The sequence below is a fragment of the Microbacterium sp. JZ37 genome (assembly GCF_035188445.1).
GTDB classification, from domain to species: domain Bacteria; phylum Actinomycetota; class Actinomycetes; order Actinomycetales; family Microbacteriaceae; genus Microbacterium; species Microbacterium barkeri.
On record NZ_CP045253.1, the window covers coordinates 2,555,548 to 2,576,275 of the forward strand.

21 protein-coding genes are annotated in these 20,728 nt (G+C 72.1%); 6 read left to right on the forward strand and 15 right to left on the reverse strand.

What is annotated here, in order from left to right:
• Positions 1–26: 26 nt before the first annotated feature.
• The 9 genes from GC092_RS11800 to GC092_RS11840 all read right to left on the reverse strand — a co-directional run bounded on the left by GC092_RS11800 (position 27) and on the right by GC092_RS11840 (position 7,877).
• Positions 27–1,328: a GNAT family N-acetyltransferase gene (locus tag GC092_RS11800; RefSeq protein ID WP_271172294.1), complete on the reverse strand. Its 1,302-nt coding sequence runs from the start codon at positions 1,326–1,328 to the stop codon at positions 27–29.
• 107 nt (positions 1,329–1,435) lie between these two features.
• On the reverse strand, positions 1,436–2,527 hold the full coding sequence (locus GC092_RS11805; protein WP_324012098.1) for an ABC transporter ATP-binding protein: 1,092 nt from the start codon (positions 2,525–2,527) through the stop codon (positions 1,436–1,438).
• Positions 2,524–3,324: an ABC transporter permease gene (locus GC092_RS11810; protein WP_324012100.1), complete on the reverse strand. Its 801-nt coding sequence runs from the start codon at positions 3,322–3,324 to the stop codon at positions 2,524–2,526. The genes GC092_RS11805 and GC092_RS11810 overlap by 4 nt, the downstream gene beginning before the upstream one ends.
• On the reverse strand, positions 3,321–4,241 hold the full coding sequence (locus tag GC092_RS11815) for an ABC transporter permease (RefSeq protein ID WP_416383273.1): 921 nt from the start codon (positions 4,239–4,241) through the stop codon (positions 3,321–3,323). Before GC092_RS11815 ends, GC092_RS11810 begins: the two co-directional genes overlap by 4 nt.
• The gene (locus GC092_RS11820) at positions 4,238–5,365 is read right to left on the reverse strand and encodes an ABC transporter substrate-binding protein (RefSeq protein ID WP_271172297.1); all 1,128 of its coding nucleotides are present in this window, start codon (positions 5,363–5,365) and stop codon (positions 4,238–4,240) included. Before GC092_RS11820 ends, GC092_RS11815 begins: the two co-directional genes overlap by 4 nt.
• 162 nt (positions 5,366–5,527) lie before the next feature.
• Complete coding sequence (locus GC092_RS11825) at positions 5,528–5,776, reverse strand: hypothetical protein (RefSeq protein ID WP_324012104.1); 249 nt, start codon at positions 5,774–5,776, stop codon at positions 5,528–5,530.
• Complete coding sequence (locus tag GC092_RS11830) at positions 5,776–6,963, reverse strand: inorganic phosphate transporter (protein WP_324012105.1); 1,188 nt, start codon at positions 6,961–6,963, stop codon at positions 5,776–5,778. The genes GC092_RS11825 and GC092_RS11830 overlap by 1 nt, the downstream gene beginning before the upstream one ends.
• Before the next feature lie 57 nt (positions 6,964–7,020).
• Positions 7,021–7,281 carry an anti-sigma factor family protein gene (locus GC092_RS11835; RefSeq protein WP_271172300.1) on the reverse strand — a complete coding sequence of 87 codons (261 nt, stop codon included), beginning with the start codon at positions 7,279–7,281 and terminating at the stop codon, positions 7,021–7,023.
• Positions 7,278–7,877 (reverse strand): sigma-70 family RNA polymerase sigma factor, encoded by a 600-nt coding sequence (locus tag GC092_RS11840; protein WP_271172301.1) that lies wholly within the window; start codon positions 7,875–7,877, stop codon positions 7,278–7,280. Before GC092_RS11840 ends, GC092_RS11835 begins: the two co-directional genes overlap by 4 nt.
• Positions 7,878–8,000: 123 nt before the next feature.
• On the opposite strand from GC092_RS11840, the gene aroA reads away from it, so the two are divergent.
• Together aroA and rsgA are read left to right on the forward strand one after the other, a co-directional pair.
• A complete protein-coding gene (aroA, locus tag GC092_RS11845; protein WP_271172302.1) occupies positions 8,001–9,359 on the forward strand; it encodes a 3-phosphoshikimate 1-carboxyvinyltransferase in 1,359 nt (452 codons plus the stop codon).
• A complete protein-coding gene (gene rsgA, locus GC092_RS11850; RefSeq protein ID WP_282978173.1) occupies positions 9,356–10,399 on the forward strand; it encodes a ribosome small subunit-dependent GTPase A in 1,044 nt (347 codons plus the stop codon). The genes aroA and rsgA overlap by 4 nt, the downstream gene beginning before the upstream one ends.
• Positions 10,400–10,407: 8 nt before the next feature.
• On the opposite strand, the gene GC092_RS11855 is transcribed toward rsgA, so the two are convergent.
• The 4 genes from GC092_RS11855 to GC092_RS11870 form a co-directional block, all read right to left on the reverse strand.
• The gene (locus GC092_RS11855) at positions 10,408–11,547 is read right to left on the reverse strand and encodes an SseB family protein (protein WP_324012108.1); all 1,140 of its coding nucleotides are present in this window, start codon (positions 11,545–11,547) and stop codon (positions 10,408–10,410) included.
• A gap of 81 nt (positions 11,548–11,628) precedes the next feature.
• Entirely contained in the window at positions 11,629–12,336 is a 708-nt protein-coding gene (locus tag GC092_RS11860; protein WP_324012110.1) for a YidC/Oxa1 family membrane protein insertase, read from the reverse strand.
• Positions 12,337–12,412: 76 nt separating this feature from the next.
• A complete protein-coding gene (locus GC092_RS11865; RefSeq protein WP_324012111.1) occupies positions 12,413–12,694 on the reverse strand; it encodes a DUF6412 domain-containing protein in 282 nt (93 codons plus the stop codon).
• A gap of 63 nt (positions 12,695–12,757) precedes the next feature.
• Positions 12,758–13,948: an MFS transporter gene (locus GC092_RS11870; RefSeq protein WP_324012113.1), complete on the reverse strand. Its 1,191-nt coding sequence runs from the start codon at positions 13,946–13,948 to the stop codon at positions 12,758–12,760.
• 45 nt (positions 13,949–13,993) lie between these two features.
• Between GC092_RS11870 and GC092_RS11875 the strand changes: the two genes are divergently transcribed.
• The gene (locus tag GC092_RS11875; RefSeq protein WP_324012115.1) at positions 13,994–14,683 is read left to right on the forward strand and encodes a GntR family transcriptional regulator; all 690 of its coding nucleotides are present in this window, start codon (positions 13,994–13,996) and stop codon (positions 14,681–14,683) included.
• Here the strand turns inward: GC092_RS11875 and GC092_RS11880 are convergent.
• Positions 14,680–17,058 carry an ATP-dependent helicase gene (locus GC092_RS11880; RefSeq protein ID WP_324012117.1) on the reverse strand — a complete coding sequence of 793 codons (2,379 nt, stop codon included), beginning with the start codon at positions 17,056–17,058 and terminating at the stop codon, positions 14,680–14,682. The genes GC092_RS11875 and GC092_RS11880 overlap by 4 nt on opposite strands.
• Positions 17,059–17,250: 192 nt before the next feature.
• Between GC092_RS11880 and GC092_RS11885 the strand changes: the two genes are divergently transcribed.
• Positions 17,251–17,847, forward strand: a complete 597-nt coding sequence (locus GC092_RS11885) for a GntR family transcriptional regulator (RefSeq protein ID WP_324012119.1) — start codon at positions 17,251–17,253, stop codon at positions 17,845–17,847.
• A gap of 62 nt (positions 17,848–17,909) precedes the next feature.
• Positions 17,910–18,575 (forward strand): GntR family transcriptional regulator, encoded by a 666-nt coding sequence (locus GC092_RS11890; RefSeq protein WP_271172309.1) that lies wholly within the window; start codon positions 17,910–17,912, stop codon positions 18,573–18,575.
• Here GC092_RS11890 and GC092_RS11895 read toward each other — a convergent pair.
• On the reverse strand, positions 18,568–19,590 hold the full coding sequence (locus GC092_RS11895) for a glycerophosphodiester phosphodiesterase family protein (protein WP_324012122.1): 1,023 nt from the start codon (positions 19,588–19,590) through the stop codon (positions 18,568–18,570). The two genes, GC092_RS11890 and GC092_RS11895, sit on opposite strands and share 8 nt — an antisense overlap.
• A gap of 176 nt (positions 19,591–19,766) precedes the next feature.
• On the opposite strand from GC092_RS11895, the gene GC092_RS11900 reads away from it, so the two are divergent.
• On the forward strand, positions 19,767–20,678 hold the full coding sequence (locus tag GC092_RS11900) for a Bax inhibitor-1/YccA family protein (protein ID WP_324012124.1): 912 nt from the start codon (positions 19,767–19,769) through the stop codon (positions 20,676–20,678).
• Positions 20,679–20,728 lie beyond the last annotated feature (50 nt).

Consider the following 20,728-nt stretch of genomic DNA (forward strand, 5'->3'; position numbering starts at 1 on the left):
CGCCGTGCGGTGCGGATGCCGCGAGCTCAGTACCAGATGCTGAGCGACGGCGGCTGGGCGGGCCGGAACGCGACGTCGAGCGCCGCCGCGACCGCTCGGTCGCCCGCCATGCGACGTGCCGCGAGGAGACCGAGGGCGGGCACGCCCCCGAGGAAGATCGAGGACAGCTGCGCGATCCCGAGCCGGATGTCGGGCGCCGCGTCCGTCGGCGCGACGTGCGCACGGCCATCCGCGCCGATCTCGAGGTGCCACGTGCCCGTCGTGAGGTCGAGCGGGTCGGTCACCTCGAGCGTCGCCGTCGCCGGTGCAGAGTACGTGCGCGCCTCGAGCGCGCGCGGCACGTCGAGGATGCGCAGCCAGCCGTGGTCGCGGATGGTCTGCACGGCGCCGCGCTCGTCGCTCACGAGCCAGCGGAGCGGGTCGTCGACGGGCCGCAGGTCGGTGCGGACCTCGGCCACGAGATCGTGCTGGAGGGCGAAGCGCAGGAGGGCGGCGGTCGCGTCGTCGGTCTCGGCCGCGAGATGGCGGATGTCCAGGCGCGCGAGCGCGAAGTCGCTCTCGCCCTCGGCGATCCGGTAGGCCATCGCGCCCCGCACGGCGCCGTCGGCGTCGACATACCGCACGCCGCGGACGCTGTCGCCGTCCTTCACCGAGGAGGACAGGCCGGCGTGCTGCCGCCAGCGGCGCGGCCATCCGGCGATCTCGCCCGCGCGCAGCGTGCGCTGACGGTCGTGCACCTCCCCGAGGTCGCGCGCGAGCTGCTCGCGGCTCACGAACTCGACGCGGCCGTCGGGCTCGCCGCCGGACCATCCCGCACGCCGCACATCGATCGTCCACCGGCTCATGGGGATCGCCGATCCGAAGCCGTACCGGCCGTAGATGGTGGTCTCGGTCACGGTCAGCCCCGCCATCGCGAGGCCGGCCTCGGCCGCGGCGCGCACCTCGCCCTCGAGCATGGCCCGCGCGATGCCGCGCCGCCGGTGGGTCGGCGACACGGTCACACCGCTGATCGCCCACATGTCGAGCTCGCCGCCGGGGATCGTCAGCGGCGTGACCCACGAATCGACCGTCGCGACCGGGATCTCCGGCTCGGCGATCGACGCGTCGAACACCGCCGTGTACCGGCGGTCGGCGAGCTGGGTGTGCTGCTCGGTGAGCGACTCGTCGTTCACCTCCGGGCCGAGGAAGCCGCGCGACACCGCTTGGAGCGTGCGGCCCAGCGCGTCGCGGTCCGCCCCGTCGACGAGCCGGTAGTCGAGGCCGGCGGCGGCGAGGCGCGCGTGAGAGGTCGGGTCGGCGGGAACAGTGCGTGCGTCGATGGGGCTCACCGCACCAGCCTACGGGCGGGCGCGGACGCCGGGTCCGGCTCCGACCGGGCGGTGGATGGCGCGAGCTGCGCGCGCAGGATGGCCCGAGGCGCGTCGCTCGAAGAGGGTCAGGCCCCGCGCGGGCGCACGACGACCGGCACGGCGTCGACCGACAGCGTCACCCGCTCGCCCACCTCGAGCCGCTCGGACGCGGCGTGCTGCACGCGGACGAGCGCCGGCGCGCCGTCCGCCGTCTCCACCCGCACGACCGAGCGGCGCATGCTGCCGAGGAAGGTCGATTCGACGACCGTGCCGAGCACGCTCCCGCCCAGGCGCACGTTCTCGGGGCGCACGAACGCCTCGACCGACCCGTCCACGGCGTCGCCCAGGATGGGCGCCCGCGTGCCCAGCACCTCGACGAACCCGCTCCGGGCGACGGCGGGGACGATGGACGAGAGCCCGACGAACGCGGCGACGCCGGGCGTCGCGGGGCGCAGATAGAGATCTTCCGGCGTGCCGATCTGCTCGATGCGCCCCGCGTCCATGACCGCGATCCGGTCGGATACGGCGAGCGCCTCCTCCTGATCGTGGGTGACGAACACCGTCGTGATGCCGAGCCTCAGCTGCAGGGCACGGATCTCGTCTCGCAGCTGCACCCGCACCTTCGCGTCGAGTGCCGAGAGCGGCTCGTCCAGCAGCAGCACGCGGGGCTCGGTGACGATGGCCCTCGCGAGGGCGACGCGCTGCTGCTGGCCACCCGACAGCTGGTGCGGATACCGATCGGCGAGATGCTCGAGCCCCACGAGCCGCAGCGCGTCGAGCGCGCGCCTCGCGGCCTCGACCTTGGCGACGCGGCGCCGCTCGAGCCCGAAAGCCGCGTTCTGCTGCACCGTGAGGTGAGGGAAGAGCGAGTACGCCTGGAACACCATGCCGAGGTCGCGCCGATTGGTCGGGACGGTCGACACGTCGGCACCGTCGATGCGGACGACGCCGCTGGTCGCCTGCTCGAGCCCCGCCAGGATGCGCAGGAGCGTCGTCTTGCCGCAGCCGGATGGACCGAGCAGGGACAGGAACTCGCCGGGGCGGATGTCGAGGTCGACGCCGTGGAGAACGCGCGTCGACCCGAACTCCTTCACCACGCCCTGGAAGGCGACCGGGACGCCCTGCCCTCGGGCCGCGAGCAGCGCGTTCTCGTCGGTGTCGATCGCGTCGATGGTCATGCAGAGGTCCTTCCGGAGCGGGCGCGCCCCGCGCGCCCGATGACGATGAGCAGTGCGAACGCGAAGACGAGCGACAGCAGCGAGAGGATGACCGGCGCCCACGGGTCCTGCTTGCCGACCACGACGAGGGCGGTCTGGAGGTTCTGGCGCCCGAGGATCGAGGCGATCGTGTACTCGCCGAGCACGACGGCGACGGAGATGAGCGACGCGGCGCGGAGCCCCGGCCGCAGGTTGGGCGCGATCACCCGGAGGAGGGTGGTCCCCCAGCCCGAGCCGAGTGTGCGCGACGCCTCGGACAGGGTCCGGAGGTCCACCGCGTCGATGGAGGCCTGGATCGCGCGGTAGGCGAACGGCAGGACCGTGATGCCGTAGGCGAACGCCAGCGTCCACACCCCCGTGCCGATCGCACGTCCGATGCTCTGGTAGATCGGAGCGAGTCCGACCACCACGACGATCGCGGGGATGGAGATCGGCAGCAGCACGACGAACTCGAAGAGCCGTCGCAGGCGGGGGAAGCGGAGGTTCACGAGCACGACGGTGGGCGCGACGAGCGCGAGCACGATGACGACGGTGACCGCGGCGAGGAGGAGCGAGTTGCCGAGTCCGGCCCAGATCGGACGATAGGTCCCCGCGTTCTCCGGGTCGAAGAGAGCGGTCCAGTGCACGAGCGAGTAGCCCTCGCCGTCGCGCAGGGAGTACTCGACCATCGACGCGATCGGGATGGCGAACACGGCGAGGAGCACGACGCCGATGATCCAGCGCGTCGCGGCACTCGGAGCGAAGGGCGGGGCGCTCATCGCCGCCACCTCGCCGCTCGGCGCTGGATCGCGGAGTAGCCCCACATGCAGGCGGACACGACGGCGATCATGCCGAGCGCGAGGGCGCCCGCGAGGTTCTCGCGGCCGAGGACCGTCTCGCTCGTGAGGGCGGCGCGGATCTGCAGGGGCACGATCTGCGCTCCCTGGCTGGCGAGCGCGGCCGCCGTCGCGTACGAGGAGAAGGCGTTGGCGAACAGCAGAAGCAGGCTCGCGAGGAACGCCGGCGACAGAACCGGGATGCCGATCCAGCGCCAGAAGCCGAAGCGCGTGCCCCCGAGGGTGAGGTTCGCCTCGGCCCAGGCCGGCTGCAGCGCGTTCATCGCGGGCATGAACGTGATGACCATGAGCGGCACCTGGAAGAAGAGGTACGTCGGGACGAGGCCGGGCAGGGCGTACAGCCAGTTGCCGCCCGCGCGGATGTCGACACCCGCGAGATCGAGGATGAGCCGGGTGATGAGCCCCTGCGCGCCGAGTGTCGCGATGAACGCGAACGCGAGCATGACGCCGCCGAACTGCGCGAGCACGCTCGCCGCGGCGTCGACCGCCGTGCGCGTTCGCCCGCCCTCGGGCAGGCCGAGCATCGCGTAGCAGGCCAGCGCACCGAGGACGGCGCCGACGATCGCCGTGAGGGCGGACAGCCAGATGGAGTTGCCGAAGGTCCGCAGGATCGTCGGCTCGAGCAGGCCGGCGATGTTGTCGAGGGTGAGCGCTCCGTCGCTGTCGAGGAAGCCCGTCCCGATGGCGATCGCCGTCGGGAGGAGGAGGAACACGAGGACGTATGCCGCGAAGGGGACCAGGCCGAGCGCAGCCGGGTCGAACCGCCGGCGTCGAGGGGCGGACGGAGGGGGCGCCGACGCGACGGTGGACGCCCCCTCCGCGAGGACTGCGGTCGTCACTCGACGGCCGCGGCCCAGGTCTCGCCGAGGAGGGTGCCCGCGGCCTCCGACTGCTCCTCCGTCGGCACGACCGTCTCCTCGGGCGCCTCGGGCAGCGCGGCGTAGAGCTCCTCGTCGATCGTTCCCGCCGCGGCCATGGCCTCGGCGCGGACCGGGCGGGCGCCGCCCTTCAGCCACAGGTTCTGGACCTCGTCGCTGTAGAGGAACTCCTGCCACAGGCGCGCAGCGGCCGGATGCGGCGCGTCGGCGTTGATCGCCTGGTTGTAGTACCCCGCGTAGCCGACGCCGTCGAGGACGACCGTCTTCCAGTCGGGGTTCTCGGCGCTGTGCGCGGCGTTCAGGTAGTCCCAGTCGAACACGACGGGGGTCTCGCCCGAGGCCACGGTCGCGGAGGTGACATCGACCTTGAGGAGGTTGCCCGCCGCGTTGAGCTCCGAGAAGAAGTCGATGCCGGGCTGGAAGTCGTCGAGCGTGCCGCCCGACTGGACCGTCGCGAGGCCCACGGCGGCGAACGCCGCGCCGGCCTGCGTGGGGTCGCCGTTGATCGCGACGGAGCCGGCGAACTCCGAGCCGAGCAGGTCGTCGAGCGAGGTCGGCGCGTCGAACGACGACGCGTCGTACCCGATAGACATGTACCCGCCGTAGTCGCCGACGAAGAGGCCCTCCGGGTGCTTGAGCTCGTCGGGGATGTCGTCCCACGTCTGCACGCGGTACGGCGCGAACGCGTCGGTGTTCTGCAGAGCGACGGTGAGGCCGAGATCGAACACATCGGGTGCGGTGTCGAGCCCGGCGTTCGCCTCGGCGGCCTGGATCTCCTCGGCGCTCGAGACGTCGGGCGACTGCTCCTCGATCGCGATCTCGGGGTAGCGCTCAGCGAACAGGTCGAGGATCTCGCCGTAGTTCGCCCAGTCGCGCGGCAGGGCGATCACGTTGAGCGCGCCCTCCGCCTTCGCGGCTTCCTCGAGCGCCTCGAACGATCCGAAGTCCTCGACGCTCGTCGCGGACGCCGCATCGATGCCGTCGGACGCAGCGGCGTCGTCGGAGCCGGCGGGGGCGCAGCCCGCGAGCGCGAGCGACGTCGCGGCCAGAAGGCCGAGGGCGGCGAGGGCAGGGCGTGGTGACATGGGGACCTCCGGAAGGTGCGGCAGGGAAGCGCGCTCGGGTGCGCGCAGGCGCGACCGTACGGAGGCGGGATGACGCGACACGCGCGCGTCGGTGGCCGGAGGGATGCGCGGGGGTGACGTGCGCGTGAACGCGCGGGCCCAGCGGGATGGCTGCCGAGGGCCTCAGGCCCCGAACATCTGCTTCCCGAAGACGATGACGACGATCCCGAACAGGGCGGCGGCGATGCAGAGCCCGAAGCACGCCCACGCGCCGACGCGGGCGCCCGAGGAGCCGCCGGCTCCGGGTTCGGGGGCCGTGGCGAGGAGGCGGACCCCGAGCGCGAACAGCGCAGGGAGGCCAGCGCCGAGCAGGAGCCCGGCGACGAGCACCTGGCCGACGGAGCCGAGAATCGCGGAGACGTCGATGGCCATCAGCGCACGACCTTCACGACGCTCGTCACGTTCGACGTGTCGACCGTGACGCCGCCGTCCTTCCAGTCGTCGTTGACGTTGTGGTGCGACACCTCATTGTGCGTGGAGCGCCAGTACATGTAGCCGGACAGCCCGATGAGCAGGGCGAAGACGATGAGGACGCCGATGAGGCCGGGGAACGCGGAGCCGATCCACCAGCACACGCCGCCGACAGCGGCCGCGGCCGGCAGCGTGATGATCCACGCGATGCCCATCCGCCCCGCGAGCTTCCAGCGGACCTCGGCGCCCTTCCGCCCCAGACCGGTGCCGAGGATGGATCCGGTCGCGACGTGCGTCGTCGACAGCGGGAGGCCGAGGTGGCTCGAGGTGAGGATGATCGCCGCGCTCGACGTCTCCGCGGCCATCCCCTGCGGCGCCGACAGCTCGACGAGGCCCTTTCCGAGCGTGCGGATGATGCGCCATCCGCCCAGGTAGGTTCCGAGCGCGATCGCGAGGGCGCACGTCAGCTTCACCCAGAACGGAACGTCGTCCTCGGGGTTCACCGCCCCGTATGCGATGAGCGCGAGGAAGATGACGCCCATCGTCTTCTGGGCGTCGTTGGTGCCGTGCGCGAGCGAGACGAGCGACGCCGAGCCCAGCTGGCCCCAGCGGAAGCCGCGCTCGGACTTCTCCGCCGGCACGCGGGCGGTGATGCGGTAGACGAGCACGGTGCCGACGCCCGCGATGAGGGCCGCGATGAGCGGCGACAGCACGGCGGGGATGAGCACCTTGCCGACGATGCCGGCCCACACGACGCCGTTCGCGTCGTTCACGATGCCCCAGACGAACGCCGAGCCGACGAGCCCGCCGAAGAGCGCGTGGCTCGACGACGACGGGAGGCCGAAGAGCCAGGTCACGAGATTCCAGATGATCGCGCCGACGAGGCCGCAGAAGACGATGAGCATCAGCTCCTCGCCCTGCGCCTGGTTCAGGTCGACGACGTCTCCGCCGACCGTCTTCGCGACCTCGATCGAGAGGAACGCGCCGACGAGGTTGAGCACGGCCGAGAGGGCGACGGCCGCCTTCGGTCTCAGAGCCCCGGTCGCGATGGACGTGGCCATCGCGTTGCCCGTGTCGTGGAACCCGTTGGTGAAGTCGAATGCCAGGGCGGTGACGACCACCAGCAGGAGGACGAAGAGCTCTTCCACGTCGTCTATTGTCCACCCCGAGACTGTGTGCTCGACGCCACGGTCTCAGGGGCGGTCTCAGACCGCTGTGTGGGCGGCCTGCGCCGCGCGCAGCTGGGCGAGGACGTGGTCGCGGAGCTCCTCTGGGGCGACCTCCTCGCGGCAGGAGCGCTGGATGGCCTCGGTGAGCGTGCGCTCGACGAGGACCTCGCCCTGGCAGCTCGGGCAGCTGTCGATGTGCTCCTTGATGTCGGAGTGCTCGGTCCGGCACAGCTCGATCGCGCCTCGGAGGTACGCCTCGAGGTCGCGCCGTGCTTTCTCGCAGCCGCAGTCGGTCATTTCTTCGCTCCTGTCTCGGCGGCCGAGATCCCGCGCTCGGCCGCATACTCGGTCAGCATCCCGCGCAGGAGCCGCCGGCCACGGTGCAGGCGGCTCATGACGGTGCCGATGGGGGTCTTCATGATGTCGGCGATCTCCTGGTAGGCGAAGCCCTCGACGTCGGCGAGGTACACCGCCATCCGGAAGTCGTCGGGGATGGACTGCAGAGCGTCCTTCACGACCGAGGCGGGCATGCGGTCGATCGCCTCGGCCTCGGCCGAGCGGCTGCTCATCGCGGTCGTCGACTCGGCGCCGCCGAGCTGCCAGTCCTCGAGGTCGTCGATCGTGCCCTGGTAGGGCTCGCGCTGCTTCTTCCGGTACGTGTTGATGTAGGTGTTCGTGAGGATGCGGTACAGCCACGCCTTGAGGTTGGTCCCCTGCGTGAACGACGACCACGACGCGAACGCCTTGACGAACGTCTCCTGGACGAGGTCCGCCGCATCCGGCGGGTTCCGGGTCATCCGCATCGCCGCGCCGTAGAGCTGGTCCATGAAGGGGAGCGCCTGCTCTTCGAACTGCGCGCGCGCGTCTGCCGGGGAGGGCTGTGCGTCGCTCATGATCGGCAAGTCTAGGCGCGCCGCGTCGGCGCCGCCGCAGGGCCCCGCGTCGACGTCCTCACGCGGATTCGCAAGGGTGGCGAACATCCGGCTCCTCTCGTGCATTCAGTAGGGTGGAACGCGATGACTGCCCGTGGGTATTCCCCCGACGGCCATGGCGCCGTGAACAGACCGCAGGGCGCGTACGAGGCGCCCGTCGCCGAGCGTGCGCTGGACGCGACCCTGGCCGTGCCCGGGTCGAAGTCGCTCACGAACCGCGAGCTCGTGCTCGCGGCCATCGCAGACGGGCCGAGCACCCTGCACCGGCCGCTGCACTCGGACGACTCACGCCGGATGATCGAGGCGCTCACCCAGCTGGGTGTCGGTATCGAGGAGGTCGAGGGCGACAGTCCGTTCGGGCCCGACCTGCACGTGACCCCTGCCGCTCCCCTGCGCGGCGGCGGCACGGTCGACTCGGGCCAGGCCGGCACGGTGATGCGGTTCGTCGCCCCGCTCGCGGGCCTCGCCGACGGCGACGTGCTCGTGACCGCTCACGAGAGCGCGCTGCACCGGCCGATGGGCGAGATGATCAAGGCGCTGCGCGACCTCGGCGTCGACATCGACGACGAGGGGCGCTGGTCGCTCCCGTTCCGCGTGCACGGACACGGCCATCTGCGCGGCGGGGAGATCGACATCGACGCCTCGGCGTCGAGCCAGTTCGTCTCGGGCCTCCTGCTCGCCGCCCCGCGCTTCGACGTCGGCCTGCGCCTGCGACACGTCGGCGCCCGCCTGCCCAGCGTCCCGCACATCGACATGACGATCGAGTCGCTCGCGCGACGCGGCGTGCTCGTCGAGCGGTCGGGCCACGGCGAGTGGATCGTGCCGGCCGGCCCCGTGCGCGCCAAGGACATCGCGATCGAGCCCGATCTGTCGAACGCCGCACCGTTCCTCGCGGCCGCCATGATCGCGGGCGGCCACGTGACGGTGACCGGATGGCCCGTGCACTCGACCCAGCCGGGAGCGCACCTCACCGAGATCCTCGCGCACATGGGCGCGCGCGTGACGCGGCGCTCGGGTGCGCTCACGGTCTCCGCGGGCAAGGGCCTGCACGGCGTCGACCTCGACCTCTCGGCGGTGAGCGAGCTCACGCCGACGCTCGTCGGGCTCGCAGCGTATGCGGACGGACCGTCGACCTTCCGCGGGATCGCGCACATCCGCGGGCACGAGACCGATCGCCTGGCCGCGCTCGCCCAGAACCTCCGCGCGGTCGGCGGCGAGGCCGAGGAGCTTCCGGACGGCATCCGCGTGTTCCCGCGGCCCCTCCGCGCGGGCACGTGGCGCGCGTTCCACGATCACCGCATCGCGACCACGGGCGCGCTCATCGGGCTGCGCACCCCGGGTGTCGTCGTCGACGACATCGGCACGACGGCGAAGACGCTGCCGGAGTTCGCCCAGCTGTGGGAGGGCCTCGTCGGCACGAGGTCGAGGAGCACCTCGGCGTGAGCTGGCTCGGCGACTCCGACGACCTCGACGACGAGTTCGACGAGTCGGATGTCCGTGTGCGGCCGAACCCGAAGGCCAACCGGCCGCGCACGAAGCGGCGCCCCGCGCACGAGGACGCCCGCATCGCGCGGGTGCTCGGCGTCGACCGCGGGCGCTACACCCTGCTCATCGACGAGGACGGCCCCGACGAGCACGAGGCGACGGCCGCCCGCGCGCGCGAGCTGCGCCGCACGCCGATCGTCACGGGCGACCGCGCGCGCGTCGTGGGCGACACGTCGGGCCGTGAGGGCACGCTGGGGCGCATCGTCGGCATCGAGGAGCGCACGTCGCTCCTGCGTCGCAGCGCCGACGACACCGACCAGGTCGAGCGGGTCGTCGTCGCGAACGCCGACCAGATGCTCGTCGTCGTGGCCGCGGCCGATCCCGAGCCGCGCCCGCGCCTCGTCGACCGCTACCTCGTGGCGGCCCTCGACGCCGGCATCCGGCCGCTCCTCGTCGTCACGAAGACCGACCTCGCCGACCCCGAGGGGTTCCTCGCGCACTTCGAGGGCCTTCCCGACCTGCGCGTCTTCCGCAGCGCGCGCGGCGAGACGCCGGTCGCCGAGATCGGAGCGGCGCTCGTGGGCCATTCGACGGTCTTCGTCGGGCACTCCGGCGTCGGCAAGTCGACGCTCGTGAACGCCCTCGTGCCCGGCGCCGGCCGCGCGACGGGGCATGTGAACGAGGTGACCGGCCGCGGCCGGCACACGTCGTCCTCGACGGTGTCGCTGCGATACGAGGGCCGACGGGGCAAGGGATGGGTGATCGACACCCCGGGCGTGCGCTCGTTCGGGCTCGGCCATGTCGACCCCGCGAACATCCTCCGGGCGTACCCCGATCTCGACGCCGTCGCCGAGGAGTGCCCGCGCGGCTGCACGCACCTGCCCGACGCGCCGGACTGCGCGCTCAACGAGGCGGTCGCGGAGCACCGGCTGCCCGCGCCGCGCCTGGACTCGCTGCAGCGCCTGCTCGAGACGTTCGCGGCGCGCGCGGAGTACTGAGCCCGCCCCTACTCCTCCTCGAGGGCGAGCACCGGGGCGAGCTCGTCGCGCGTGAGCGTGATGAGCGGCCCCGCCGGGTCGATGAGCACGCCGCCCAGCTCCTCGTGGTCGCGGAGCATCTTCGCGAGCTTGACGACCTTGATCGGGAGCGCCTTCTCGCCGCGACCCTGCGCGACGACCTCGAGGGGGTGCGAGTGCAGCTGCACGAGGCGCGTGCCGTCGGCCAGGCGCGCCTCGGCGATCCCCATCTTCGTCTGGTCCTCCGCGAGCGAGCCGACCGCGACCCAGAGCGGCGGGGCCTCCGCGAGCAGCGCGGCGACCTTGTGCGGGGTGTCGGCCTCGCGCGGCGCCGTGAGCAGCGCCTTGAGGCGGAACTCCGGGTCGGCCTGGTTCATCGCCTGCTCGATGATGTCGCGCGGCAGCACCACGCGGTGCGGTGCGGAGTTGTTGTCGATGATGATGCCGCCGAAGTCGCCCTTGAGCAGCTGCGTGAGCAGCGCCGCGACGGGCTGCGCGACCGCCGACGTCTCCGTGTCGCCATCGCTCTGGACGGCATCGCGCAGGGCCTTGCCCGAGCTGAACGCGACCATGAAGTTCTGGTCGCCCACGCGCGCGATGCCGAAGGTGACGGGCTTCCCCTCCGCGATCTGCTGGCGCGCATCGCCCTTCACCCGCAGGAAGACGTGGCCCTGCAGCATCTGCCGCAGCACGCCCATGACCTGCGGGCCGGTCGGCTTCTCCGGGAGAGCCGCGAGCGCGTCCCGCAGCAGCGCGTTGTCGCGCAGGCCCGGCACGGTCTCGAGCTGGGTCGGCGGAGCGGCGGGCGCCTTGGGCAGCTCGGGGCGCGCGGGCGGGGTCGGCTCGGGCGCCGGGCGACGCGTGACGGACGGCCCGGGCTGAGCGGGCGCAGACGGCGCGGCCGGGGCGGGCGCGGGCTCGTCGGACGGCGGGGCGATCTCGGGCCCCGAGGGCGCTCCCACGCCGCGGAACGCGGAGAACGAGATGCCGACCTCGGGTGTCTGCTCGGCGGGAGCCTCCGGCTCGGCGGGAGCGTCGGCCGCCGCAGCGGCCCCCTGGCCTTCGACCGGGGTCGAAGCGGCCTCCTCCGTCGCGGGGTCGGTCTTCTTCTTCCTCGAGAACAGGCCCATGCGCCCAGCCTACGGGTCGCCGACGGGCCCTCCGGCCGCTTCGCACGCCCTGCCCAGGTTGCGCGGCGCATCCGCCCTCGCTCACGGAAGCGGGTACCGCCTGCGCAGCAGCGCGCGCTGCCCGAGCGTCCATGACATGGTCGTGAGCAGGTAGATGCCTGCCGCGAGCGGCAGAAACGGCGCGATGAGGGCGGTCGTGTGCACGAGCAGTCCGACCTGACGGAGAATCGCAGGCCCTTCGAGCGAAGCAGGCGGACGGAAGGCGCGGCGGGTGATCTCTGCGATCAGCGCGAGCAGTCCGACGAGCACCGCGAACACGATGGCGCCCTCGGCGCCTGCGCTGAGCGCGTTCGCGCCGAGCGACACACCCGCGAGCTGCTCCTCGAGGAGCCCGTTCGGGCGCCCTGCGACCACGGGGTGGAGGAATACGGCAGAGAGCACGCCGATGACGGGCGCCTGCGCGAGCATGGGGAGGATGCCGGCGAGAGGAGACACTCTCTCTTCCGCGTAGGCCCGCGCGGTCTCGCGCTGGAGGCGCTGCGGGTCGCGTCGGTGCCGGTCTGCGATGGCCTTCAGCCGCGGAGCGATACGCGCTCTCGCCTGCTCGGCCTTCGCCTGCGCGACGCCGGCCGGGAGCAGAAGAGCACGCACGAGGAGTGTGGCGACGACCACGGCGAGCGCACCGGAAGCCGTACCGGCGAGCGGCCGGAGAACGTCGGCGGTGCCGACGAGGAGGGTCGCCGCTGCGTCGAGCACGGCGGCGAGCGGGGGCAGAGCGAAGGGGTCCATGAGTGTCCTGACGTCGAGGCGGATGCGGCTGATGGCCGCATGCGCGTCGACGGCGCGCCTGGGCGCGCGGACGCCGCTACGCGGCCGGAGCCGCGCCGCCCGGCGCGCGGGGGCGCGGATGCCCCGGGGCACCCGGGTCGCACTGCGCGGGCGCGCCGCGCTCGCGTCGCTCGGCGCGCAGGCGCCGGCGGATGGCGGGCCGCGCGTCTCCTGCCGCTGTCGGCTTCGTGGCGATGGCGAGGATGGCCAGCGCGGCCGCCGCGAGAGCGAGCGCGCCGAGGGCGACCGGCTCCTGAACAGCGGCGGAGCCGAGCGCCACCAGGAGCAGACGCACGAGGGTGCCGATCCACTCGATCATGCCGTCGCCTCCCCTCAACCGAAGAGTATCGCGCTCCGCCGCCTCGCGGGGCCCGCTCGTCGCTCAGGCGGCGTGCTCGTCGTGCCGCGGGATGAGCGGATAGGCCGCGAGCGGCACGAGCGCCGTGAGCGCGAAGGCGAGCGGGAAGCCGACGGCCGTGATGAGCACGCCCATCACGGGGCCGACGGCGGATGCCGCGACGAACTGCCCCGTGTTCTGGATGCCGAGCGCCTTGCCCGACCACGCCGATCCGGCCGCCTCCGCGACCGAGGTGAACGCGAGGCCGTTGTCGGCGACCGTGACGCTCGTGGCGATGACGAGGACGACCGCCGCGGCGGCGCCCGCCTCGAGCGCCGCCACGAGCGCGAGCGCGGCCATGACGACGACGCCGCTCACCGCGACCCAGCGCAGGACGCGCATGCGGCTGCCGACCCGATCGCTCAGCGCGCCGACCGCGATCCGCCCGAACGCGCCGACGAACTGCGACCCGGCGATGAGCGCGCCCGCCGCCGCGGCGTCCCACCCGAGTCCTGCGATCAGCCACACCATCCCGAACGTCGACAGGAGGAACTGCGGGAAGACGAGAAGCAGCGACACCGCGTGCACGCGGGCCAGGAAGCCGCTGCGGCGATACGGGTTCGCGCCCGCGGGCGCTCCTGGCACGGCCGAGGTCCGGGGCGGGTTCTCGACGCCCAGGGCGCACAGCACGGCGAGGAGGCCGGTCGCGGCCGCCGACACGAGAAGCGGCGCCGCGATGCCGCCGACGTCGGCGAGCCCGGGCACGACGAGCGCGGCGACCGCGACGCCCAGCGGCTGCGACATCTGGCGGATGCCCATGGCGGTGCCCCGACGACGGCGCGGGAACCAGCCGACGACGATCCGGCCACTCGCCGAGTTCACGCTCGCCGAGGCGGCCCCGCCGAGGAGGAGCAGGGCCCCGAAGCCGAGGACGTCGGAGTCGGCCGACGCCGCGAGCGCGAAGACCGCCGTCAGGGCGAGCCCGCCGGCGATGACCCACCGCTCGCCGTGGCGATCCGCGAGGTGCCCCCACAGCACGAGCGTCGTCACCATGCCGAGGGTGGGCGCGGCGGCGAGCGCGCCAGCCTCGGCCAGCGACATGCCGCGCTCGAGGTGCAGCAGCGGGATGAGGTACGCGGGCGTGCTGACGAGCATGGTCCCCGCCGCCTGCGCGAGCACGCCGAGCACGAGCATCCGCCAGGCCTTGACGGGTGCGCGGGTGATGATGTCGGTCATGGCTCCTCCTCGGTGTACCGTACTGGTATACCACTGGAGGATGCCATGCCGCACACCGACGACCGCGCCCCCTATGCGACCCTGCGCGCGGCCATCCTGTCGTTCGATCTGCTCCCCGGCGAGTCCCTCAGCGAGCGCGGGCTGGAGCCGCTGACCGGCGCATCGCGCACCCCGATCCGCGCCGCCCTCCTCCGCCTCGAGGGCGAGGGGCTCACGCGGCGGGATGGTCGCGGGTGGCGGGTCGCGCCGATCGACCTCAGCGAGGTGCACGCGGCCATGGAGTTCCGCGAGGCCGTGGAGACCGGGGCCGTCGCCCTCGTCGTCGACCGGGCGTCGGACGACGACCTCGCGGCGCTCCGCGCGCTCGCCGAGGAACCCGAGCACGACGACGAGGAGGCGGGCGTCCGCGACGGCGGCGACTTCCACGTCGCCCTCGCGCGCCTGTCGGGCAACGCGTTCTTCGCCGACGCGCTGGCCGACGTGATGACGCGTCTGAGCCGCACGCGATGGCTCGAGGTGCGCACGCCGCAGGCGCGCGCCCACGCGCGCGACGAGCATGCGGCCATCCTCGATGCGATCCTCGCGCGCGAGGCCGAGACGGCGACGGCGCTCGTCGCAGCGCACGCGCGCGGCACACGCGAGCGCCTCGTCGGCTTCCTCGAGGGCGAGCGGCGCCGCCTCCGGGGCCGCGGGATGGCGATCGTCGACGGCGGCGCAGAGCCGAGCGCGGGCTAGAGCTTGGCGATCGGCGCGACCTTGATGAGGAGCTTCTTGGCTCCGGCCTCGTCGAAGCGCACGTGCGCGATGCGCTTGGCGCCCTCCCCCGTGATCGCGTCGACGGTCCCCTCGCCGAAGTCGTCGTGGCGGATGCGGTCGCCCGCGGCGAGCTCGAGGTTTCCGTTGTCGCGCACCTTGTTCGTGACGAGCCCGGGGAAGCGGTCCATCGCGGTCGACTTCGGCTTGAGGCCCCCGCCGGCCGGCAGCGGCTTCACACCCCAGCGGTCGCTCGATCCGCCGGGTCGGCGCGCGTTGAGGGCGCGCGACTGGGTTCCGCCGCGGGAGTTCACGTCGCCGGGAGACTGCTTCCAGTCGATGAGGGCCGCCGGGATCTCCTGCAGGAACCGGCTCGGCATCGCGACCGTGACCTCGCCGAACTGCGCACGGGTCATCGCGAGCGACAGGTAGAGGCGCTTGCGGGCCCGCGTGATGCCGACGTAGAACAGGCGCCGCTCCTCCTGCGGGCCGCCCGGCTCGCCCGCCGAGATGCGGTGCGGGATGAGGTCCTCCTCGACGCCCGTGACGAACACGGCGTCGAACTCGAGCCCCTTCGCCGTGTGCAGCGTCATGAGCGAGACGGCACCCGACTCGTCGTCGAGGTCGTCGGTGTCGGCGACGAGCGCGACCTCGGTGAGGAAGTCGACGATCGTGCCCTCGGGGTTGTTCCGCGCGAACTCGCGCGTGACGGCGACGAGCTCGTCGAGGTTCTCGACGCGCGCCTCGTCCTGCGGATCGCGGCTCATGCGCAGCGCGTCGAGGTAGCCGCTCTTGTTGAGGAGCACCTGCAGGCCCTCCGTGACCGCGGATGGCGGCGCCTGCTCCCCCGAGGCGGGGAACAGGATCCCGCTCGCCTCGCGGAGCACCTCGTCGAGCTGGGCGATCGCCTTCTGCAGCTTGGGGCCGAGCCCCATCTCCGCCGGGTGCGCGAGCGCGTCGCGGAACGACAGGCCGTTGTCGGCCGCGAATCGCGCGATCGTCGTCTCGGTGACGTCGCCGATGCCGCGCTTGGGCTTGTTCAGGATGCGCCGCACGGCCATCTCGTCGGCGGGGTTCGCCACGGCGACGAGGTAGGCCAGGGCGTCCTTGATCTCCGCGCGGTCGTAGAACTTCGTGCCGCCCATGATCTTGTAGGGCACTGCGGCGCGGATGAAGATCTCCTCGAGCGCACGGGACTGCGAGTTCGTGCGGTAGAACACGGCCATCTGCTGGTAGTCGATGCCCGAGCGCCGCAGCTTCTCGATCTCGTCGGCGACGAACTGCGCCTCATCGTGCTGCGAGTAGCCCGTGAAGCCGACGATCTTCTCGCCCTCGCCCTGGTCGCTCCAGAGGCGCTTGTCCTTGCGGTCGAAGTTGTTGCGGATCACCGCGTTCGCCGCGTCGAGGATGTTCTGGCTCGACCGGTAGTTCTGCTCGAGGAGGACGACCTTCGCGCCGGGGAAGTCGCGCTCGAACTCGGTGATGTTGCGGATGTCCGCCCCGCGGAACGCGTAGATCGACTGGTCCGAGTCGCCGACGACCGTGAGGGAGGCCGCCGGCTCGTCCTCGAACACCATGCCGCCGGCCGCTTCCGCCTGCACGGGCCGCGTCAGCTCGCGGATGAGCTGGTACTGCGCGTGGTTCGTGTCCTGGTACTCGTCGACGAGGATGTGGCGGAACCGCTTGCGGTAGACGTCGGCGACGTGCGGGAACGCTCGGAAGAGGAAGACGGTCTGCGCGATGAGGTCGTCGAAGTCGAAGGCGTTCGCCTTCTGTAGCTCGCGCTGGTAGTCGCCGAAGATCTCGACGAACTTCCGCTCGGCGGGGTCGTTCATGTTGGCGTCGCGCGCGTACGACTCGGCGTCGGCGAGCTCGTTCTTGAGCTTGGAGATGCGCGACTGCACGCCGGCCGGGGTCAGCCCGAGCGCGTCGGCCTCGCGCTCGCGCACGAGGCGCTTGAGGAGCGCGCGCGAGTCGCCGGAGTCGTAGATCGTGAACGCCTTCGTGAAGCCGAACTGCTCGGCCTCGCGGCGCAGGATGCGCACGCACGCCGAGTGGAACGTCGAGATCCACATGCCGCGCGCGCTGTCGCCCACGATCTGCTCGACGCGCTCGCGCATCTCGCCCGCGGCCTTGTTCGTGAAGGTGATCGCGAGGATCTGGCTCGGCCATGCCTCCCTACTGCGCAGGAGCGAGGCGATGCGGTGCGTGAGGACCCGCGTCTTGCCCGACCCGGCACCCGCCACGATGAGCAGAGCGGGGCCGCGGTACTCGACGGCCTCGCGCTGCGGCGGATTGAGCCCCTTCAGCAGGTCGTCGTCGGCGGCGGCGGAGAGGGGGAAGAGCGCGTCTGTCATGTCCCTTCGAGTGTAGGGCGGGCCCCTGACAAGGGCAGATGTACCCGTATTCCGGAGGAACAACACAGCTGGTGAGAGCGACATATCGCAGGTGCGAGGAGTAGTGTTCATCCGTTCGCATCGACTGGGGAGGTTACGATGCCGAATTTCACTGGGAAACTCGACCTATCGCCGACACGACTGGGCGACGCCGTGTACGACAGGATCGCGGCGGCCATCGTCGACGGCTCCTTCGCGCCCGGAGAGCGCATCCGCGACCTCGACATCGCCGAGAGCCTGGGGGTCTCGCGCATGCCGGTCCGCGAGGCTCTGCAGCGCCTCGAGCGGGAGGGGCTCATCGAGATGTCGGCGAGCCGCTTCACGCGCGTGACCGAGATCACGCCCGAGATGGTGACCGCGAGCATCGAGTTCGCGCGCTACCAGACCGGCGTGGCCGCGCGGATGGCCGTGGAGCGGATGGACGACGCCGCGCGCAGGCGCAGCCTCGAGCTGCTCGAGGACCTGCGAACGGCACTCGCCGCCGGCGATCGCGACCGCGCGCGCGAGAGCTACTTCGCGTGCTTCCTGTTCCTCGTCGACCAGACGGAGAACCCGGTCTTCCGCTCCGTCACGATGGACGCGCGGTTCGCGCTCGAGCGCAACATCCGCAGCGGCAGCTTCGCGATCGCCGTGGACGACGCGGTGTCGGCGCTCTTCGACGAGCTGCGCGACGCGATCGAGAGCGCGGACGCGCTGCGCGCCGAGCAGAGCATCCTCGAGCTGTTCGACGCGACGACCTCGCGCGACTGACCCCACGACACCCTGTTGCACGAAGCGCCGGTGGCGCTACCGTGTGTCCAAGGGGGTCTGCCATGCAGCGATACAGGGGGCAGGTGCGTGTCGTCGAGCACGCCGGGGAGATGAAGCGCACGTCGGAGCACGTGCGCGAGGCGATCAGGACAGGAGCGCTGCCGCCGGGAGCGCGGATCCGCGACGCGGTGATCGCCGACGAGCTCGGGATCCCTCGCGCGATCGTGCGCGTCGCGCTGCGCGAGCTGGAGCGCGTGGGGCTCGTCCGCGAGACCCGCAGCCGCTTCTACCGCGTCGCCGAGCACGCCCCCGACCGCTTCCACATCGCGATGGAGTGCCTGGGGATCGAGGTCGGCATCGGCCTCCATCTCGCGCTCGCGCGGGTCGACAGTGCCGCGCGGGTGCGCCTGGCGCAGCTGTTCCGCGCGCTCGCCGCGCTGTGCGACGAGGGCCAGCACACGCCGGAGGTGCTCTACGGGGCCGCGCGAGTGGCCTTCGATGCGACCATCGAGGCCGCGGGCAACCCGTTCCTCCGCGTGTCCTTCGACCGCGCGTGGGGTGAGCTCATGCGCAGCACGCGGGGCGGCCATCCGCTGCTGAACCCTCCGGAGTTCATCGCGGCACGCGCGCGCGAGGTCGCCACGGCCATCCAGGCGTCCGACGCCCGCACCGCAGAGCGGTGCCTCGGTCGGATCTTCCGGGCCGACATGAGCTCCTCCGTCAGCTGACGACGGGGGCGCGGAACACGTCCGCCCCCAGATCGGGATGGTCGACGAACACGCCGTCCACCCCGCTCGCGCGCACGAGCTCCCACTCGGCCGCGTAGTCGCCGAACGCCGCGCGCCCGCCCGCGCCGCGGAACTCGGGAACGAGGAACGCGTTCTCGGGGCGGCAGGTCCAGGTGAACACCTCCAGCCCGCGGTCGTGCGCGTCGGCGACGAGCCCGCCCGGCCCGGTCGCGCGTCCCGCGCCGTCGGGGCGGAGGATCATGCGCTTGTCGACGCTGATGCCGTCGACCACGCCGACGAGCTCGTCGAGACCGGCCGGCGTCGCCGTCTGCGCGTAGCTGCGCGCCGCGGCGCCATCGCGCACGAGGAGGTCGAAGGCCGTCCCCCGGGCTTCGAGCAGGTGGATGTAGGTCCCGGGCACGCCGCGCGCACGCAGCCGACGCAGCACCGTCTCCTCGAACGCCTCGACGATGAGAGGGAGCGACCCGTCCAGCCAGCCCGCGGTGGCGAGGTCGCGCTCGATGAGGGGCACGAGATCGAGGCCGAGGCGCTCGAAGTACGTCGCGTGCTTGATCTCGAGCACGACTCCGATCTCGCGCCCGTGCTCGGCGGACGCCGCGCGGACGAGCTCGAGCAGCTCGTCCAGCCGCAGGATGGGCTCGGCCCCGTCGAACGTCGCGCTCGCGGGCCGCAGGTCGGGGATCCGCTCGCGCGTGCGCAGGGTCGCGAGCTCGTCCCACGTGAAGTCCTCCGTGAACCAGCCGTCGAGCCGCTCGCCGTCGACGGTCTTCACCGTCCGACGGTCGGCGAACTCGGGATGGTCGGCGACATCGGTCGTGCCGGAGATCTCGTTCTCGTGCCGGACCACGAGCACGCCGTCGCGCGTGGCGACGACATCGGGCTCGACGGCGTCGACGCCCATCGCGAAGGCGAGGGCGTAGGACGAGCGCGAGTGCTCGGGCCGATACCCCGGTGCTCCGCGGTGGCCGATGACGAGCGGATGGCGACGGGGCATACGAGAAGGCTAGCCAGCGCGCGGGAACCGGGATTTCGCCGCGCGTGAACGCTTTCCGAATCACAGCCCTCCCATAGCATCGCGTGACTACTCTGGAGGGACAGCATCATCGTGGGGCTTCCGCGAAGCTCGACGATGAGACCGCGCCGTCAGCAGACCATAGGAGTGACCGCATCATGGCCAGCCCCGGTTTCAACAATCCCGTCTTCTCCCCCGATCCGCGCGCGGTTCAGAGCTACCCCGGTGGCCCGCAGGCCGCGCAGTACGGAACGCCCACCACCCCGCCGCCCGCAGGCGTCCAGGCCGGGCAGTTCGCCCACATGGGCGTCGACGCCGCGGCGAACGCCCAGATGGAGGGCATGCTCGCCGCGCCGCCGGCCGGCGCACGCGAGACCGGCCGCATGACGGTCGAGGACACGATCTGGAAGACCGTGGGCCTGTTCGCGGTCATGCTCGTGCTCGCGACGGTCGGCTACTTCTGGACCTTCGCGCCGGCGATCGCGACCAACAACCTCGCCAACGCGTCGATGATGCCGTGGATCATCGGCATGATCGGCGGCGGCATCCTCGGCCTCGTGAACGCGTTCAAGAAGACGCCGAGCGTTCCGCTGATCTTCGCCTACGCGGCGTTCGAGGGGCTCTTCGTCGGCGGCATCTCCGCCTACTTCGAGCTCATCTGGCCCGGCATCATCATGCAGGCCACGCTGGCGACCGTCTCGGTCATCGGCGTGACGCTCGCCCTCTTCGCCAGCGGCAAGGTCCGCGCCTCGGCCCGTGCGACCAAGATCTTCATGATCGCGATGATCGGGTACCTCGTCTTCTCGCTCCTCAACCTCGTGCTCTCGTTCACGGGGATCGTGGACGGCTGGGGTCTCCGCTCGGGATGGCTCGGTGTCGCGATCGGCGTGCTCGTCGTCATCATGGCGGCGTACTCGCTCGTGCTCGACTTCGACATGGTGCAGCAGGGCGTCCGCAACGGCGCCCCGCGCAAGTTCGGCTGGCAGGCCGCCTTCGGCATCATGGTCACGGTCGTCTGGCTGTACGTCGAGATCCTGCGCATCATCGCCATCCTCCGCGGCAGCGAGTAAGCAGCCGCAGACGATCGAAGGCCGTCCCGCTCCGCGGGGCGGCCTTCGTC